The following is a 15,612-nucleotide window of genomic DNA, read 5'->3' on the forward strand; positions in this document are numbered from 1 at the left end:
CTGCACGCCGAGCGCCTCACCGGGCGCTGCCAACCGGCCGTTGCTGTGCATCACATCGGTCACCACAGCCCTGGCTCTGGGACCACCCGGACGCTACGGCGCCCCCGACCCTGGCCAAGTTGACCAACGCGCAACAACGCTGCCGTGCACCTGCGCGCCGGCCGTCCCGCTCGACGACGCCACCCGCCACCGGGTGAACACGCTCAAGCTGCAGTTCCCGGACCTGCAGTAGCGCGATTCCGGCCCTGGCCGCCGTGCTACCCGCAGCGGCCAGGGCCGGCCCCCTGCACACCCCAGCCGGCCACACACGGACATCCGACCTCAGCAAGGACCGACATGACCACTCGCCTGTATCGATCGCTGGCCCAGCTCATCCTGGCCAGCACCTACACCAGCGACACGCACACACCGACGGCCGGGTGCCCCTGATGACCGTCAAGATCGTCGACAGTGTTTGCGGCGACCTGCGCGAAGCGGCGTGGACGCTGTACTCGGAGGCGTTCGCCGAACTCAACGCCCTGGCCGTGCAGCGCCACCTCATGTACCGCCACGAGTTCGACGACGTGATGGGCGACCCGCGGATCGCCAAGTACCTGTACGTGGGCGACGACGACAGCATTCGCGGACTGTCGATCTACACCAACGACCTGAACGCGGTGCCGCTCATCTCGCCGCCGTACTTCGCCCGGCACTGGCCGCAGCACTACGCCGAGCGGCGGATCTGGTACTGCGGCTTCGTCGCCACCCAGGCCGACGCCCGAGCGGCCACGGCGTTCGGCGAGCTCGTCACCGCGATGTACCACACCGCCGCCGCGCAGAACGGCCTCATCGCGCTGGACTTCTGCACCCGCACCGACGAGGTCCGGCACATGGCCCGCGTGGTCCGGCTCATGCTGCACCGCCTCTCCGGCGATGTGCGGGCGCAGCGTATCGATGAGCAGCAGTACTGGCTGTACGAATTCCCCTCCGCGGCCGGCACCGACCCGGTCGATGGCGCAGGAGCACCGACACGATGACCGCCGCCCGGCCGGACTTCGGCATCCACACGCCGTCGATCGATGCGACCGGCGCTGTCACCGCCACCCTCACCGAGGGCTACCTTGACGGGGACCTGGCCTCGTGGCTGGTCCCTGACCGTGCCACCCGCCGAGCCGTCTGCACCGCCCGCTTCGGCATCCTCGCCGAACTCTTTCTCCGGCGTGGCCAGGTCGACGCCACCGAAGACCTCGACGCCGTCGCACTGTGGTGGCCGGTCGGCCGGCTGCTGGAAATGGACGTCCCGGACCACGATGCGCGCCTCGCCCAGGCCATGGGCGACGCTGCGGGACGGTTCCTGGCCCTGGACACGGCGGCCCGCGCGCTGCACCCCAGTTACCGACCGCACCACTACCTGGCGTTCCTGGCCGTCCGCCCGGACCGGCAGGGCAAGGGCATGGGCAGCGCCCTGCTGCGCCACCACCATGCCCGGCTCGACCTGGAGGCGACACCGGCCTACCTGGAGGCGCCCGGGCCACGCAGCCGGGCGCTGTTCGAGCGGCACGGGTACACGGCGTGGGATCCGATACCGATCCCGAACGGTCCGGCGCTGCATCCGATGTGGCGGCCCGGGACGTTCCGCCGCTAACGGCCAGCACGGTCAGCACACCACGAACCGGGTCCTCGAGCCCCAGCCGTCGATCGCCGACGCATTATCCCGCCCGTCTGCCCGGGTGATGCCGGGCGGCATCACCCCTTCAACCTGAACAGGAACCGCTCCCGATGCCCGTCATCCACGCCGCCGCCCCATTCCTGGCCACGGTGCCCGGTCTCCGCCCCGACCAGCAGCTCGCCGTCGCCGACCTGGCGGACAACTACGCCGGCAGCCACACCAGGCGCGCGGCGTCCGCGGTCCTCGACGCCGCCGCCCGCGACGGCTGGCGCAGCATCACGGTCGGGTCCACCGGCGGGTACGGCCTGGCCATGGCCGCCGCCGCATGGCGGGACCGTATCCGCGCCACGATCGTGCAGCCGGCCGGCTGGGGCGACCACGCCGCGGCCCGCGCCTTCGGCGCCGACATCATCCACATCGACGGCGGCCACGAGGACGCGGTCACCGCCAGCCGGCAGCTCGCCGCGGCGACCGGCGCAGCCGACTCGCCGCCACGCACGTCACGGCCAGCCCGGCCAGCCCGGCCGGCGCGGCAGGACTGGCCGGACTGCTCGCCGCCCGGTACACCCCGCCCGGCACCCATCTGCTCGTCATCACCGGCCGGCCCCGCGCAGGCGCGTTATGAACCTACTGCTGCCACGCCGGGCGACCGCCGTCGATGTCCCCCGCATCGCGGCTGTGGCTGCCTGGCCTGCTCGCGACAACGTGAGAGGACCGGCTCCAATGACGTCCCGGCAGTGAACAAGGCGAACGCGAAGCTCCAAGCCTGCGGCGAACGTGCGATCGCCACCCTCAAGACCTGGAAGATCCGGACCAAGCTCCGCTGCTGCCCGCGCCGACCTACCACGATCGTAAAGGCCCTCCTCGCCGTATATCGCGTCGAGACCAGCCGCTAGGCAGGATGAAACTGGCTCACCGAAGTCGTAAGCGCCCAGTAACCGAGCACCGCAGTTCACGGCCGAAGGTTAGTGGCCCATGCCGGCGCCGCCGTCAACTGGAAGGATGGCGCCGGTGATGTATGCCGCGTCGTCGCTGGCGAGGAAGGCGATCGCTGCGGCAACCTCGTCGGGGGTCCCGACGCGCGGAACGGGTAGCTCGGCAGCCATTTGTGCTGCCTTCTCCGGACCAATCGTGGATCGCAGCATGTTGGTGTCGGTGAGGCCGGGACTGACGACATTGATGGTGATGCCACGGCTGCCCAATTCGCGTGCCATCGATCGTGCTGCGCCGATCAGGCCGGCTTTGGCGGCGGCGTAGTTGACTTGGCCCGCTTCACCCCGCATGCCGACGACCGAGCTGACGAAAATAATCCTTCCCCACCGTTTGATCATCATCTTCCGGGCGGCGAGGCGTGCGGCCAGAATCGGGCCGACCAGGTTCGTGCCGAGCACGCGGTCGAGAAGATCGGGCGTCATCCGGAGAAGAAGCTGGTCAGCGATGGTCCCGGCGCTGCAGATGAGCACTTCAACCGGTCCGTGGGCCGCTTCGACCTCCTTGAACGCAGCTTCCAGGGAAGCGGGATCCGCAACGTCGCATTTGACCGCTAGGACACCGTCTGGGGGCTCGCTAGTGCGGAATGTCACAGCGACCCGGTATCCCTGGCTGGCGAGCCGCAATGCTGTAGCCCGGCCGATACCAGAACTACCGCCGGTGATCAATACCGATCGCTGACTCATTGCACCTTCTTTCGAGAAGAGCCTTTGGCCGTTTTGGGCTGCTTGGTTTGCCCGATTTGCGTACGTCATCGGTCTATCGTCCCGCGTTCGTCCGCCCCCGTACCGGGCCTTGCAGAGCCTGCGTGATTGCCTGACGGAGTGCCAGGAGGCGCGGAGTTCATGAAGTGTGCACTTCCGGAACTGTCACTTCCTGTGCGCCACCGGCGCCTTCTGCGCCAAGTGAGCAATTGCATGAGCTGCTGCCGAAGTGGCCGCGGAGGCTTTCCTGCCGAACCGTCGATGGCCGCGATCATTCCGGCAGCCTGTACTAGTTCATGAATCGTCCGGTTCAGGAACTCGTACTTCCGATCGGCAGAAAGGCGCTTGCAGGATCGCGGATGAGCTGAACGCGGCCGACGAGCGGCGCGCTGGCCCACTGGCTGCGCTGCGCGTCGGGGAATGCGATCGCGAGGTCGCATGCAAGGTGCTCTGAAGCAGCGCCAGTCTCAGGAAGCCGTCTTGGTTCGTTTGCAGGCGCTGCGTCGTGATTTCGGCGGCGAAGCGGTCGCCGGTGGTCGAGCTGATTCGCCTGGCAGAGAAAGTGCGAACGTCGTCATCGGTGTCATGGTCGGCAGGTCTGATGGCGTCCCCCGCACGGGGCGATCAACACTTCTTCCGCAGCCGCTCCGCAATCCAGCGGTACATTTTCGATGCGAGTGGGTGCGGGTTCGTGTAGCTGCGGCTCCCTGGGGCGCAGTCGGCTGGGAGCCGATCTTGTCGGCCCGGCTACAGCAAGCGGCCGACTGCACCCCAAATGCCGATGTCGTACGGGTCTGGCCGTGGTTCGGACCGTTCATCGCGCCATTCAGTGATGGGCACGACGCCGGGCTCGATCAGCTCGAGTCCTTGGAAGAACCCCGCAACTTGGCTGCGGTCGCGCCCGTAAGTGTCGATGCCGCTGCCTTGACTCGCTGCCTCGAGCTTTGCGGCGACCTCGGGATTGACAAGGTCGGTCGCGACGTGGGTGACCGCAACGTAGCTGCCGGTTGGAAGGGCCTGCACAAGTTGACGCACGGGCAGTTCAGCGTCGGGGATGAAGTGCAGGACCGCGATCATCATCAGGGCGATTGGTTCACGGAAGTCGAGGGTCTGACGCAGTTGGGGGTCGTTGAGAATTCGGTCTGGGCTGCGGACGTCCGCGTCGATGTAAGCAGTTGAGCCGGGCGATGCGCTGACGAGCAGCGCGCGAGCGTGCGTCAGAACGATGGGATCATTGTCGACGTAGACGACCTTACTGCTCGGGTCGATAGCCTGCGCGATTTCATGTGTGTTGGGACTGGTTGGAATTCCTGTGCCAATGTCGAGGATTTGCCGGATGCCGCAGTCGCGGACGACGAACTCAACTGCGCGCTTGAGGAAGGCACGATTCTCCAGGCATGCCAGGCGAACGGTGGGAAACGCCGCGGCGATGGCGTCGCCGGCTGCGCGGTCGGCCGCGAAGTTGTCCTTGCCGCCGAGCCAGTAGTCGTAGCGGCGCGCTGGATGTGCCTTCGATGTGTCGATGCCTGTAGGAGCCACCACGTTGCTCTCCCTATCTTGGCCTGAACGAAGGCTCGTCTGAGCTGTTGCTCCGGGCGTCGTCGAGTCCGGCAATATCGTCACCGGCTGCGACATCGGCCGCTGTGCAACTGCTGCGGAAGCCGAATCAGGGCAACTGGCTGCAGATCGCTGCCGAGGCGCCATCGTAACGTGTGCGGCCGGTACCGTGCGCTGTGTCGAAGGCCTGGCCGATGTCCGGTGCAACGCTCCGATGACCCGGCCGAGCTGATCAACTCGCCGTGTGCCGGGTGGCGTGATCATGTATCGCGGCCGGTCGGAGCCATCCTCGTCTATGGTGACGAGACCATGGTGATCGAGGCGCTTCAGGCTGCGGGTCAACGCACTGTCGCTGGGCCGTCGGCCACTCCACGCCGTGAGCTCGGCGCCGAGTTCGGTGTACCGGAGCGATCCTTTGCTTCTCAGGGTGAAGAGAATACCGACGTCCCACGGATTGCGGACCAGATCGCCGAGTGTCTCAACGTCGTTGAAGTCCAACCTTGCTCCGTATGGGTAGGGCCGACTCGGTGTGTCGTGTGCGGCTGACCGTTTTGCTCCATTGACGCTGCGCAGTCCCATTTTCGTTGGGACCGGACAGTTCCGATGCAAACGACAGTGTTCAACACCACACACCATAGCCGCTACCTCGTTAAACACTTCTTCACGAGAAGTCACAATCTGTAATCGACATCGATGTCTGCACGGGGCTTGCCCGTCAGCGATACCGGCAGATCGAACCTGTTGTCCGGCCCGGCGGGTGTTCGTATGGGGCTCCGAAGGGCAGAAAGCCGGTCACACTCCGTTGCTTCCGTTCTGCGCGTGCGTATTGCGCGTTGATAATGCGCGTCAACACTGGTCGTAGCGGACCGCCAACAGGCTGGAGTAGTACAGAGCGGGAGATCTTCCCGCGGGGCGCCACCCTGCTGCCACCTGCGGCAACGGCCGGCGCCCGGCCGGAGCTGTGGCAGGTGAGGCGCCGCTGTCTTGCCCGGGGCGCCTGCAGATCAGTACGCCTCAGCGGCTTGGTTTCACCTGCGGCGGGTTCCGCGCACTCGCGTCGGAGATCGTCCGCGGGTTGCCGCGGACGGCGTCTGAGTAGATCGGCGAGGGAGCAGCGAACGATGTCTGCGAGGCCACCTGCGATACGCGGCACCTGCTGCGCAGGCCCCGTCCCTTGGGACGTTGGTGCCGGCATGCCGACACAACGGTGCGTACGTAAAGGCGGGGGACTGTGAATCAGACCGTGATTGGTGCGGCCCAATTCGCGCCCGGTGAGCAGCTTCGTCAGCTGCTGCCGAAGTGGCGGCGAGCGCTTGACCCGAGCGCGGTTCCAGGCCTCGTCTATGCACAACGCGGCAGGGACAAGCGCCGGGTCAGCCAGGAAGACATCGCTCACCGAGTCGGTGTTTCAACTCGGTGGTATGCCAACCTGGAGCGGGGCGAGCCCGGCACCTACTCCCCGGCGTTTCTTGACCGTGTGGCGGCAACGCTGCTGCTGACGGCGGAACAACGTGCCGTGCTCCACATGCTGGTGACGGGCCAGGAGCCAGACCCGCCGCGAATTGTGCCGCTCGGCTCCAAGTTCGCCTCGTTGCGCGCGATCGTCAACGCGCAGCCGTGGCCCGCGTACGTTTCCGACGACGCATGGGACTGTCTATACAGCAACGAGCACCATGTTCGGTGGTTTCCGCATATGCGGTACGAGTCGAACATCATGTTGTGGCCGTTCTTGTATGAAGAAAGCAAAATCCAGTTGGTCGACTGGGAGCGTGACTGGGCCAGGCCGATGCTGGCGCAGTTGCGGGCAGCGAGCGCTCGGCATCCCGACAACGCGCGGCTGCGAGAGATCATCCAACGAGTCCTCGCGGGCAGCGCCGATGCACGCCGGCTCTGGGAGGAGGAGGCGGAGGTGCACCTGCATCCGGACGGCGACCGCCGGCTCATGCACGTGCCGTTTTTCGACGAACCTAGGATGATCGAGATCGTGGCCCTGACCACACTCCGCGGGGCCGGATTCCGCGTCATGATGCTGATCCCGGTCGATGAGATGGCGGCGCGCAGCTGATGGCTGGGATGCTTTTACGCCGCATCGAAATAGGCCCGGGCCATGCGGTCGAGCACTTCCGCGGGCGGGGCCTTCCGCGCGCCGAGGTGATGGTAGGTCGCCGCCGCGGTCGCGACGAGCCGCTCGCGCAGCGGCAGATGCTCGTACGGCCCGAGCGGCATGTCCGCGGCCGCAGCCCAGTACGGCATGCCCCGGTGGAATCGTTCGGTGAGCTCACCGAGAACGTGCTCGAGGTATCCGCGGAAGCGGCGCACCCCTTCGGGGCCGACGATCGGGCCGTGACCGGGTACGACCTGGGTCGCCCCGGTCGCCAGGATGTTGTCGCAGGCGGCGATCCAGTTCTCGAGAGGCCCGGCCCACATGACCGGGTGGTCGGCGAACAGGAGGTCCCCGCCGAACACGACGCCGGCATCGGGCACGTGGACGAAGACGTCACCCTCGGAATGCGCGGGTCCGGCTTCGTGCAGCACGACTCGCCTTGGTCCGACGTGCACGCTGGTGACGCCCGTGAACGTGATGGTCGGTGGGGTGACGACGACGTCGGTGAAGTCGAAGTCGCTGAAATGCAGCTGCGTATACCGCCCGGCCGGCGTGCTAGCGAATTCGGCGCTGAGCAACTTGCGCATCATGCCGGGCGGGAAGTCGTGCGGCATCGCCTCGGCTGTCGCCGTCGAGGCGATGATCTCGGCGCCGGGGAACAGTTGGTTGCCCCAGCAGTGATCGCCGTTCGCGTGCGTATTGACCACGATCGTCGGGTCCGGGATGCCGGCTTCGCGCATGACGGCGACCATGTGCCGGGTCATCGCCGGCGTGTACTGGGTGTCGACGAGCAGCGCGGCGTCACCGGCGGACACCAGACCGGCGTTGCTGTGCCCCCAGCCGCTGTCGGCGTGCACGTATGCGAAGACCCCCGGTCCGAGCTCCTGCAGCGATGTGCAGGCCCCGTTGCTCAACCCCATGGCGGCATGCTCGCATTCGCGCCACAGAGTGACATCAGCCAATCAGATGAATAGGTCGGCCGCGTGGGGGTCAAGGTCGTCCGTCTGATGGAGCGTTCCTGCTCATGTCCGGCCGCAACCAGTATTCGCAGTATGCAATTTGCAGTTCTCAAAGCCTCACGGGGAGGAATAACCATGCGATTTCGCACAAAAATCCATGCAGTCGCCGCGGTAGCTACCTTCGCGGTGCTCAGCGGATGCTCCGGATCGAGCCTAGGAAAGCCCGACACAGGTGGCAGGGTTGAGGAGTTGGTCATCGGCGTGGTGGTGCCGAAGTCCGGCCCATATCAGGCCATCGGCAAGGACATGCTCAACGGCTGGGCCGCCTACCTGCGCGAGCACGGCGGCAAGGTGGGCGGGCGTACCGTCCGGTCCGTCGAGGCGGACGAGGGTGACGGAGGACCGACCGCCCGGGCTGCTGCCGACCGGCTCATCACCGCCGAGCACGTCGACGTGATCGTCGGCGTCGCCAACGCCGACGCGGTCGTCAACGTCGCCGCGCCAGCAGCCGCCGCGCGGGTCCCGTTCGTCGGCACCGGAGGCCGCCCGACCACGTTGCAGGACGTGTCGTACACCTGGCACACCTCGTTCGCGTCGACCGACTACGGCAAGGCGGCCGGCCCCTACGTCAAGGCGAACGTCGACGGGCCCGTCTACGTCATCGGGCCCGACTATCAGGGCGGCAAGGACCAGATCGGCGGGTTCGTCTCGGCGTTCAGCACCGCCGGCGGCGCGCTCGCCAACCCCGGCGGGCAACCGACCTACACCCCGTGGCCGGGCGACGGCAACTTCGGGCCGTGGCTGTCCAAGATCAAAGACTCGGGAGCGAAGGCCGTCTATGCATTTTACGCCGGCGCCCCGGCGATCGCCTTCGTCAAGCAGTACCAGCAGTTCGGCGTCGGCCTGCCGTTGTACGGCCCGGCGTTCCTGACCGAAGGCGCCGCACTGGCCGCGGCAGGCCCGGCCGCGACCGGCATCACCACCATCGCTACCTACGACCCGACGCTGCCCAGCCCCGGCAACGCCCAGTTCGTCGCGGCGTACAAGGCGGCCAACGGCGGCGTTGCACCGAATCTGTACGTCGAGACGATGTACGCCGCGGGGTCGCTGCTGGACAAGGCTGTCGCAGCTGCCGGGGCCAATGGCACCTCGGAGTCGATCAACGCAGCGATCGGCAAGATCGGCGACGTCTCCAGCCCCCGGGGCAGCTGGAAGCTCAGCCCGACTACCCACACGCCGGTCCAGCGCTGGTGCGTCCGGCGCGTTCAGACATCCGAGGGTGGCCTCGCCAACACGGTCATCACCGCAGACCTGGCCACCGTCAGCGGCTGAGCAGGCTGCGACCCGGCGGAGGAGCCGCTGATGGGCAGCGACGTGATCGTGGCGTTGGACGGCGTCGCGTTCGGATTGCTGCTGTACTGCGTCGCAGCCGGGCTCAGTTTGTCTCTAGGCGTCGCCGGGGTGTTCCAGCTGAGCCACGGAGCGCTCTACCTCACAGGCACCTGCGTGGCCTGGTGGCTCGCGGCCGACGGCACCTGGATCGGCCTTACTGCGGCACTGCTCATCGGGCTCGTCACCGGCGCGGCTGCCGGTGGCGGACTCGCCGAGCTCCTCCGCCACCTCCCTGACCATCTGAACCAGGCATTGGCCACCATCGGCATCGGCCTGATCCTCGTCGACGCCCTCACCACGGGCTACGGCGCGCAGCCGAGGACGGTCACGGCACCGCCGGGCCTGGCCGGGTCGCTCACGATCTTCGGACAGTCGTATCCGACATACCGGCTGGCCCTGATCGCCGTGGCCACGGCGGTGGCCGTGACGCTGTACATGACCGTGGAACGCGGCCGGCCTGGGATCCTCGTTCGTGCGGTCGCCGCCGACCCGCCGTACGCGGCCACGCTCGGTGTCGAACCACGGCGCGTCCGCCAGGTGGTCATGATGGCCGGGGGCGCGCTCGCTGCGGTGGCCGGTGTCCTCGGCGCTCCCGTGCTCGGTCCCGCCGCCGGACTCGACACCACGATGCTGACCCTCTCGCTGATCATCATCGTGGCCGGTGGCCTCGGCTCCATGCGCGGCACGCTGGCCGCTGCCCTCGTCGTCGGGCAGATACAGACCACCGTCGTCGTCGCCTGGCCCGCCGCCGCACCGTTCCTGCTGGCGGTGCTGCTGCTGGTCGGGCTCTCGTGGCGAGCCGGTCGGCAGCGGGCAAAGGCGCGGATCACATGACCGTCGCACAAGCCGGAGCCCGGATCAGCACCACGACCTCCGTCGCGGCTCGCCGGGCGGCGCTGCCGCTGATCGTGGGGGGCGCGGTCGCCGCACCCTGGCTGCTGGACGCATACACCATCTCGCTGGGCTCCTACGCCCTCGTACTCGGCCTGCTCGCCACGTCCACCCACCTGCTCACGACCGTGGCGGGTTTGCCGAGCCTCGGCCAGGGTGCCTACCTGATCATCGGCGGCTACACGGCCGCCACCGCCAGCCGCACCCTCACGACCAACGGCCCGGCGCAGATCCTGGTCGCCGTGGCCGTCGCCGCAGCCGCTGCGGCGCTTGTCGGCGTGTTCGCCACCCGTACCCGAGGCACCACGTTCCTGATCACCACCGTAGCCGTCGGGGTGCTCACGCAGACCCTCGCCAGCCGGGCGGCACCCATCACCGGCGGCGACGCCGGGCGCATCGTCGGCCCGGTCACCCTATGGCCAGGCACCGAACCCATCACCCGCAACGGCTACCTCTACCTGTACGCGCTCACCTGCACCATTGCCGTCACCGCCGCGCTCGCACTGCTCCTGCGGACCCGCTTCGGGCTCGCGCTGCGCGGCGCCGCCGAACACGAACCACGAACCCGCGCCGCCGGCCACCCCACCGGCGGGCACCTCATGCTCGCCTACGTCATCGCGGCCGCGATCGCCGGTGCTGCCGGGGCACTCCTCGTCGCAACCCGCCACACCATCGCCCCCAGCGACGGCGGCTTCGTCGTGTCCGCGCTCGCGCTGCTCGCCGCGCTGCTCACCACCCGAACGCAGACCGGCGCCCTGCTCGGCGCCGTGGTCATCGTCGCCACCCGAGACCTCCTCGCCCCGAGCGTCCTGGCCGGGCACGCCGCAACGCTGCTCGGCTGCCTCTTCTTGGCGGCCGCCGCCGGCCGGGCCGCCATCCGCCGCCGCCGGCCCGCTGAACCAGATGCCCGCACCCCGGCCGGCAGGTGGCAATGAACGGCATCACCGTCGATGTACGTGGGGTGACGCACCGGTACGGTGGCGCGACCGTGCTCGACGAGGTGGACCTGCGCATCGTCGCAGGCTCGAGACACGGCATCGTCGGCGCGAACGGTGCGGGCAAGACCACGCTGCTCGGCCTCGTCGCTGGCACCGGACGGCCCACCACCGGGCGCATCATCTTCGACGGCCGCGACGTCACCCACCTGCCATTGCATCGTCGCGCGAAGCTGGGCATGAGCCGCACGTGGCAATATCCCGCCGTCGTCGACTCGCTCACCGCAGCGGACAACGTCGCACTCGCGCTGCGCGGCGTACGGCTCGGCGCGGCCCGGAAGGTAGCGACCGAATTGCTTGACGATGCCGGCATCGCGGGGCAGCACCTCGCCGGCGAACTGCCGTACGGGCGGCGTCGCATCCTGGAGTTGCTGATCGCGCTCGCCCCCCGTCCGCGCCTCCTCGTCCTGGACGAGCCGAGTGCCGGCCTCGACGATCGGGAGATCACAGACCTCCTGCAGCGGCTCCTTGGCATGGCCGCCGACACGACGGTCGTCTTCACCGACCACAGCGACAGACTCGTGACCGCCATCGCCGACACGGTCACCGTCCTGGACCGGGGCAGGCACCTGGTCACGAGCCCGCCGGCCGCGGTGAGCACCGCAACGGCGGCCGCGCCGGCTGTTGTGCCATCGACCGCGTCGCCGGCTGGAGTGCCCGTTCCGTCGACTGCCAGCGAGTCTCTCGACAAACCGGCTGGCGAGCCGGTCCTGCGCCTCGTCGACCTGCACGTCGGCTACCAAAGTCATCACGTGCTCCACGGCCTGAACCTCCGCGTCTTTGCTGGTGAAGTCGTCGCCGTGTCCGGCGTCGACGGCGCCGGCCGTACCACGCTCGTCGATGCGGTAGCCGGCACGCTGCGGGCATGGCCGCCATCGAGAATTCAGCTGGCCGGCGACGACATCACCGCCCTGACCGCCGCCACGCGCGCCCGCGCAGGACTCGGCACCGTGCCTCAGCGCCGAATGCCGATCCCGTCGATTACGGTCGCTGACCAGCTTCGCCTTGCCGGCGTTGACGCATCGCAGCTCGCCGCCGAGCTCACCATGCTGACGCCATGGTTGCATCACCGCGCGCACCAGCAGGTTGACGCCCTGTCCGGCGGTGAGCGACAGATACTCGCAGTGACCTGTGCCGCAGCTCGGCATCCGCGAGTTCTGCTGCTGGACGAGTGCACTGAGGGCATGGCACCGCCGGTCATCGCAAGGGTCCGGCAGCTGATTCGGGCGCTCGCCGCATCGGGCACCGCGGTCTTGTTCACCGACAGCCCGCATGGACCCTTGCTCGACACCGCAAATCGGGTGCTGCGCCTACGGCACGGCCACATCGAACCGGCATTGTGACGAGCGCAGGCTCGCCCCACCAGGCTTGCGCGGCCTCGGGCCGGCATCCGCCCGAGGTCGGCACGGATCCCGCGGTCCCTGCGCCGCCGGCGGGTTGGTAGCGGGGCGTATCGCCGGTCGCAGCCGTCCACTGCAGGCGGGCCGCTCGCGTCCGAGACGTACGGGACGCTATCTGAAGTAGGGGTTCGGCGAGAGGCCCAGATCGGTGACCGTGACGCCCAATGCCTCTGCGAGCAGATGGCGGCTGTACGGATCCGGAGTGTGGGTACCGTTCTCCCACCGCGAGATCTGCCGCCGGTCGACCCCGCACCTGCGATACCGTGCAGCGACCAGCCGCATGCGGCCGACCAGGTCGGCCTGGGAGTATCCGCGCAGACTGCGGAAGTGAAAGATCCGCTGCCCAGGTGTCATCGCGCCGACCTCCTCAAGAGTCGGCAACCGCTCGGGCAACTGGCGGCCCGTCATGCGACACCACCACCCGAACCCGGCGCTTCGTGCACTGCCATGAGACGCACCCCCCGATTCGCTCCACACGCGCGCGAGACACGCGCGTTCGCCGTACTTCTCGCAACTCGGTGCGGCCCCTTGTGGAGGAACGGCTGCCAGCGTTGCGAGGTGACCCTCCGCCGGCGTCGGTGACGCTGGCAGGGGTAAGCATCAGCCTCAGGAGAGATCATGCGTCATCTACATGCACGTGGACCATGAACGGACCTGTTCATGAACTGCGGAGTACCGGCACACAGAGTGCCGACGATGCTTGACCATCCGTGGCTGCGCTCGGCGGGCGGCGAACGCGAACCGGTGCACCTCTGGCACTTGGCATGTCAACCGGCTCCGCACGTGTCACTGCGCTGCAGAGCACCGGGACGGCGTCCAGCGGCGTGCAGCCGAGCACGTTCGCGCCCGTCGACCCGGTCGACGTCGGGCATGCTGCCGGCCTACGGGTTGCCGATGATTCGGCGCAGGTGAAGGTGTCGTCCACAAGCGGCATGTGGGCCGCGAGGGCGTTCAAAAACGAAGCGCTAATACGGGCGAATTCTGCAACGCGGTTCGTCCTGGGCCGATTCGTCGCTACGGCGTCACCGCCCGGGTCGCCGCTGCTTGCCCTCTTCACGAGACGGATGCCTTCCGAGCAGGTCGGTGAAGACGCGGACGGCCCGCTCTACGTGGCGTTCCGTGACGTCGAGATGCGTGACCAGGCGTACCCGGCGAGGGGCAATGGCGACGCTGAGCACGTCCCGTCCGGCGGCTGCGGCGACGAGTGCGGCTGCGGTCCACCGAGTTTCGTGGAGGTCGAGCACGACGATGTTGCTGTGTACTCGGCCGGTTTCGACCACGCCGGTGTGGGCAAGCTCCGCGGCGAGGCGCTGTGCCCGCCGGTGGTCGTCACCGAGCCGGCCGACATGGTGGTCCAGTGCGTACAGGCCTGCGGCGGCGAGGACGCCGGCTTGGCGCATGGCCCCGCCGGCACGCTGCCGCAGGCGCCGGGCTTCGGCGACGAGCCAGGCGGAGCCGACCATGACGGAGCCGACGGGGGCGCCGAGCCCCTTCGACAGGCAGACCGAGACGGTGTCGAAGATCCGTCCGTAGGCAGGCAGGGGCGTGCCGGTGGCGATGTGGGCGTGCCAGAGCCGGGCGCCGTCGCAGTGCAGGGCCACGCCGGTGCTAGCGGCCAGCTGGTGCAGGGCGGTGAGCCGCTGCAGCGGGTGGATGAGCCCGCCGGGCAGGTTCGCGGTCTGTTCGACGACGACTGCGGACGTCTGGTTCGCAAAGGACCCAGCCGGGTGGATCATTCCGGCGATGGTGTCGACGTCGATGAGGCCGTCTTCGGTGGTCCAGGTGCGGGTAGAGATACCGCCGTGTGCTGCGGCGGCACCGGCCTCATAGCTGACGAAGTGGGCGTCGGCGGCACACAGGACCTCGCCGCCGCGCGGGACGACGGCCTGGACGGCGACCTGGTTGGCCATAGTGCCGCTGGGCAGGAACAAACCGGCTTCGTGGCCGAGCATGCCGGCGACGCGCTCCTCCAGGGCTCGGACGGTGCGGTCCTCGCCGTAGACGTCGTCGCCGACGTCCGCCCGGGCCATCGCCGCGCGCATGCCACGGGTCGGCTTGGTGACGGTGTCGCTGCGCAGGTCCGCGACGGTGCCGGCCCCGCCGCGCTTCGCGGTACTCATGCGGACATCCGGACGACCACCGCGGGCACAGCGAGTGCCGCGTGTTCGATGAGGTCGAGGATCGCGGCGGCGACCTGGTGCGGTTGTTCGAGCGGGAGGTCATGCCCTCCGTCGATCCACCGTTCGGTGACGGTGCGCCCGGCGCCGTCGAGGGTGTGGCGTAGCGCCCGGCGCCGAATAGCCGCCGCGGCCCGGTCGGCGGTGCGGGCAAGCACGGCCGTGACTGGGACGTCAACACGGGCAAGTAGGTCGGCGGGCCGCTGCGACCACAGGCTGTGGGCGAGGGGCCCCTCGTGCTCGGCGGGCAGCCTGAGCCGGACCCGGCGTGGATCGCTCGGGTCGGGCTGGTAGTTGGCGAGCAGCGCGGGAACCGCTGCGGCCGGCAGGCCGACGCCGAGCGCCCAGGCGGTCAGCATGGATTCGGTGGGCGCGATGCGCCGGTCCAGGCGCATCGCTGGCTGGGCGTCCCACCAGCTGCGGCCGAATATCGTCTGCGGGTCGAAGAGCCCTCCGTCGACGCAGCACAGGGCGGCGACCAGGTCGGGCCGGTCGGCGGCGAGTCGGAGTCCGACCGCGGCGCCGAGACTGTGCCCGGCAACGATGCACTGTTGCAGCCCGGCGGCGTCGAGGACGGCGGCGGCATCCGTGGCCAGGTCCTCAACGGTGTGACGGCCGGTGGGGATGGTGGACTGGCCGTGGCTGCGGTGGTCCCAGCGCAGTACCCGCCGTCCGGGCAGGAGGTCGGCGACGAGGTCCCACCAGTGGTGGGTGCTGGCCAGCCCGTGCAGGAGCACCGTGGCGGGTTCCTGTCCGGGGGTGTCCTGCACCGCGAGGTGGACACCGGGCGCCACG

13 protein-coding genes and 2 pseudogenes are annotated in these 15,612 nt (G+C 68.7%); 9 read left to right on the forward strand and 6 right to left on the reverse strand.

Annotation, left to right across the window (positions count from 1 at the left end; genetic code table 11):
• Nucleotides 1-428 precede the first annotated feature (428 nt).
• The 4 genes and pseudogenes from ACQP2P_RS16480 to ACQP2P_RS16495 form a co-directional block, all read left to right on the forward strand.
• Nucleotides 429-1,016, forward strand: coding sequence for a hypothetical protein (locus ACQP2P_RS16480; protein ID WP_433616998.1), 588 nt, complete (start codon nt 429-431; stop codon nt 1,014-1,016).
• Nucleotides 1,013-1,624, forward strand: coding sequence for a GNAT family N-acetyltransferase (locus ACQP2P_RS16485; protein WP_433617000.1), 612 nt, complete (start codon nt 1,013-1,015; stop codon nt 1,622-1,624). The genes ACQP2P_RS16480 and ACQP2P_RS16485 overlap by 4 nt, the downstream gene beginning before the upstream one ends.
• A gap of 134 nt (nt 1,625-1,758) precedes the next feature.
• Nucleotides 1,759-2,070: pseudogene (locus ACQP2P_RS16490) on the forward strand (hypothetical protein); the annotation flags it as partial.
• A gap of 312 nt (nt 2,071-2,382) precedes the next feature.
• Nucleotides 2,383-2,544 (forward strand): annotated as a pseudogene (locus ACQP2P_RS16495) (IS5/IS1182 family transposase); the annotation flags it as partial.
• 69 nt (nt 2,545-2,613) lie between these two features.
• Here the strand turns inward: ACQP2P_RS16495 and fabG are convergent.
• Nucleotides 2,614-3,324 carry a 3-oxoacyl-ACP reductase FabG gene (gene fabG / locus ACQP2P_RS16500; RefSeq protein ID WP_433617002.1) on the reverse strand — a complete coding sequence of 237 codons (711 nt, stop codon included), beginning with the start codon at nt 3,322-3,324 and terminating at the stop codon, nt 2,614-2,616.
• A gap of 765 nt (nt 3,325-4,089) precedes the next feature.
• Nucleotides 4,090-5,397, reverse strand: a complete 1,308-nt coding sequence (locus ACQP2P_RS16505; RefSeq protein ID WP_433617004.1) for an SAM-dependent methyltransferase — start codon at nt 5,395-5,397, stop codon at nt 4,090-4,092.
• A 733-nt stretch (nt 5,398-6,130) separates the two neighbouring features.
• Here ACQP2P_RS16505 and ACQP2P_RS16510 point away from each other — a divergent pair.
• The gene (locus tag ACQP2P_RS16510) at nt 6,131-6,964 is read left to right on the forward strand and encodes a helix-turn-helix transcriptional regulator (RefSeq protein ID WP_433617005.1); all 834 of its coding nucleotides are present in this window, start codon (nt 6,131-6,133) and stop codon (nt 6,962-6,964) included.
• 14 nt (nt 6,965-6,978) lie between these two features.
• Here ACQP2P_RS16510 and ACQP2P_RS16515 read toward each other — a convergent pair whose 3' ends face one another.
• A complete protein-coding gene (locus ACQP2P_RS16515; RefSeq protein ID WP_433617007.1) occupies nt 6,979-7,923 on the reverse strand; it encodes an MBL fold metallo-hydrolase in 945 nt (314 codons plus the stop codon).
• A 288-nt stretch (nt 7,924-8,211) separates the two neighbouring features.
• Between ACQP2P_RS16515 and ACQP2P_RS16520 the strand changes: the two genes are divergently transcribed.
• From ACQP2P_RS16520 to ACQP2P_RS16535, 4 genes are read left to right on the forward strand one after another with little or no spacing between them, the layout of a single operon-like run.
• Nucleotides 8,212-9,294: an ABC transporter substrate-binding protein gene (locus ACQP2P_RS16520; protein WP_433617009.1), complete on the forward strand. Its 1,083-nt coding sequence runs from the start codon at nt 8,212-8,214 to the stop codon at nt 9,292-9,294.
• 30 nt (nt 9,295-9,324) lie between these two features.
• Nucleotides 9,325-10,188 carry a branched-chain amino acid ABC transporter permease gene (locus tag ACQP2P_RS16525; protein WP_433617011.1) on the forward strand — a complete coding sequence of 288 codons (864 nt, stop codon included), beginning with the start codon at nt 9,325-9,327 and terminating at the stop codon, nt 10,186-10,188.
• On the forward strand, nt 10,185-11,180 hold the full coding sequence (locus tag ACQP2P_RS16530) for a branched-chain amino acid ABC transporter permease (RefSeq protein WP_433617013.1): 996 nt from the start codon (nt 10,185-10,187) through the stop codon (nt 11,178-11,180). The genes ACQP2P_RS16525 and ACQP2P_RS16530 overlap by 4 nt, the downstream gene beginning before the upstream one ends.
• Complete coding sequence (locus ACQP2P_RS16535) at nt 11,177-12,583, forward strand: ATP-binding cassette domain-containing protein (protein WP_433617015.1); 1,407 nt, start codon at nt 11,177-11,179, stop codon at nt 12,581-12,583. The genes ACQP2P_RS16530 and ACQP2P_RS16535 overlap by 4 nt, the downstream gene beginning before the upstream one ends.
• A 168-nt stretch (nt 12,584-12,751) precedes the next feature.
• Here ACQP2P_RS16535 and ACQP2P_RS16540 read toward each other — a convergent pair whose 3' ends face one another.
• The 3 genes from ACQP2P_RS16540 to ACQP2P_RS16550 all read right to left on the reverse strand — a co-directional run bounded on the left by ACQP2P_RS16540 (nt 12,752) and on the right by ACQP2P_RS16550 (nt 15,611).
• Nucleotides 12,752-13,048, reverse strand: coding sequence for a helix-turn-helix transcriptional regulator (locus ACQP2P_RS16540; RefSeq protein ID WP_433617017.1), 297 nt, complete (start codon nt 13,046-13,048; stop codon nt 12,752-12,754).
• Between the two features lie 614 nt (nt 13,049-13,662).
• On the reverse strand, nt 13,663-14,682 hold the full coding sequence (locus ACQP2P_RS16545) for a threonine aldolase family protein (RefSeq protein ID WP_433617019.1): 1,020 nt from the start codon (nt 14,680-14,682) through the stop codon (nt 13,663-13,665).
• A 74-nt stretch (nt 14,683-14,756) separates the two neighbouring features.
• Nucleotides 14,757-15,611: an alpha/beta fold hydrolase gene (locus ACQP2P_RS16550; RefSeq protein ID WP_433617021.1), complete on the reverse strand. Its 855-nt coding sequence runs from the start codon at nt 15,609-15,611 to the stop codon at nt 14,757-14,759.
• Nucleotide 15,612: the final 1 nt, after the last annotated feature.

This window comes from Dactylosporangium sp. CA-139114, from assembly GCF_050955725.1.
In the GTDB taxonomy this organism is placed as follows: Bacteria; Actinomycetota; Actinomycetes; order Mycobacteriales; family Micromonosporaceae; genus Dactylosporangium.

Bases quoted from the DNA above. Each gene is read 5' to 3' on its own strand.
- ACQP2P_RS16530 (WP_433617013.1), top strand. From the start codon at position 10,185: ATGACCGTCGCACAAGCCGGAGCCCGGATCAGCACCACGACCTCCGTC.
- ACQP2P_RS16535 (WP_433617015.1), top strand. From the start codon at position 11,177: ATGAACGGCATCACCGTCGATGTACGTGGGGTGACGCACCGGTACGGT.
- fabG (WP_433617002.1), bottom strand. From the start codon at position 3,324: ATGAGTCAGCGATCGGTATTGATCACCGGCGGTAGTTCTGGTATCGGC.
- ACQP2P_RS16515 (WP_433617007.1), bottom strand. From the start codon at position 7,923: ATGGGGTTGAGCAACGGGGCCTGCACATCGCTGCAGGAGCTCGGACCG.
- ACQP2P_RS16540 (WP_433617017.1), bottom strand. From the start codon at position 13,048: ATGACGGGCCGCCAGTTGCCCGAGCGGTTGCCGACTCTTGAGGAGGTC.
- ACQP2P_RS16545 (WP_433617019.1), bottom strand. From the start codon at position 14,682: ATGCGCGCGGCGATGGCCCGGGCGGACGTCGGCGACGACGTCTACGGC.
- ACQP2P_RS16485 (WP_433617000.1), top strand. From the start codon at position 1,013: ATGACCGCCGCCCGGCCGGACTTCGGCATCCACACGCCGTCGATCGAT.
- ACQP2P_RS16525 (WP_433617011.1), top strand. From the start codon at position 9,325: ATGGGCAGCGACGTGATCGTGGCGTTGGACGGCGTCGCGTTCGGATTG.
- ACQP2P_RS16480 (WP_433616998.1), top strand. From the start codon at position 429: ATGACCGTCAAGATCGTCGACAGTGTTTGCGGCGACCTGCGCGAAGCG.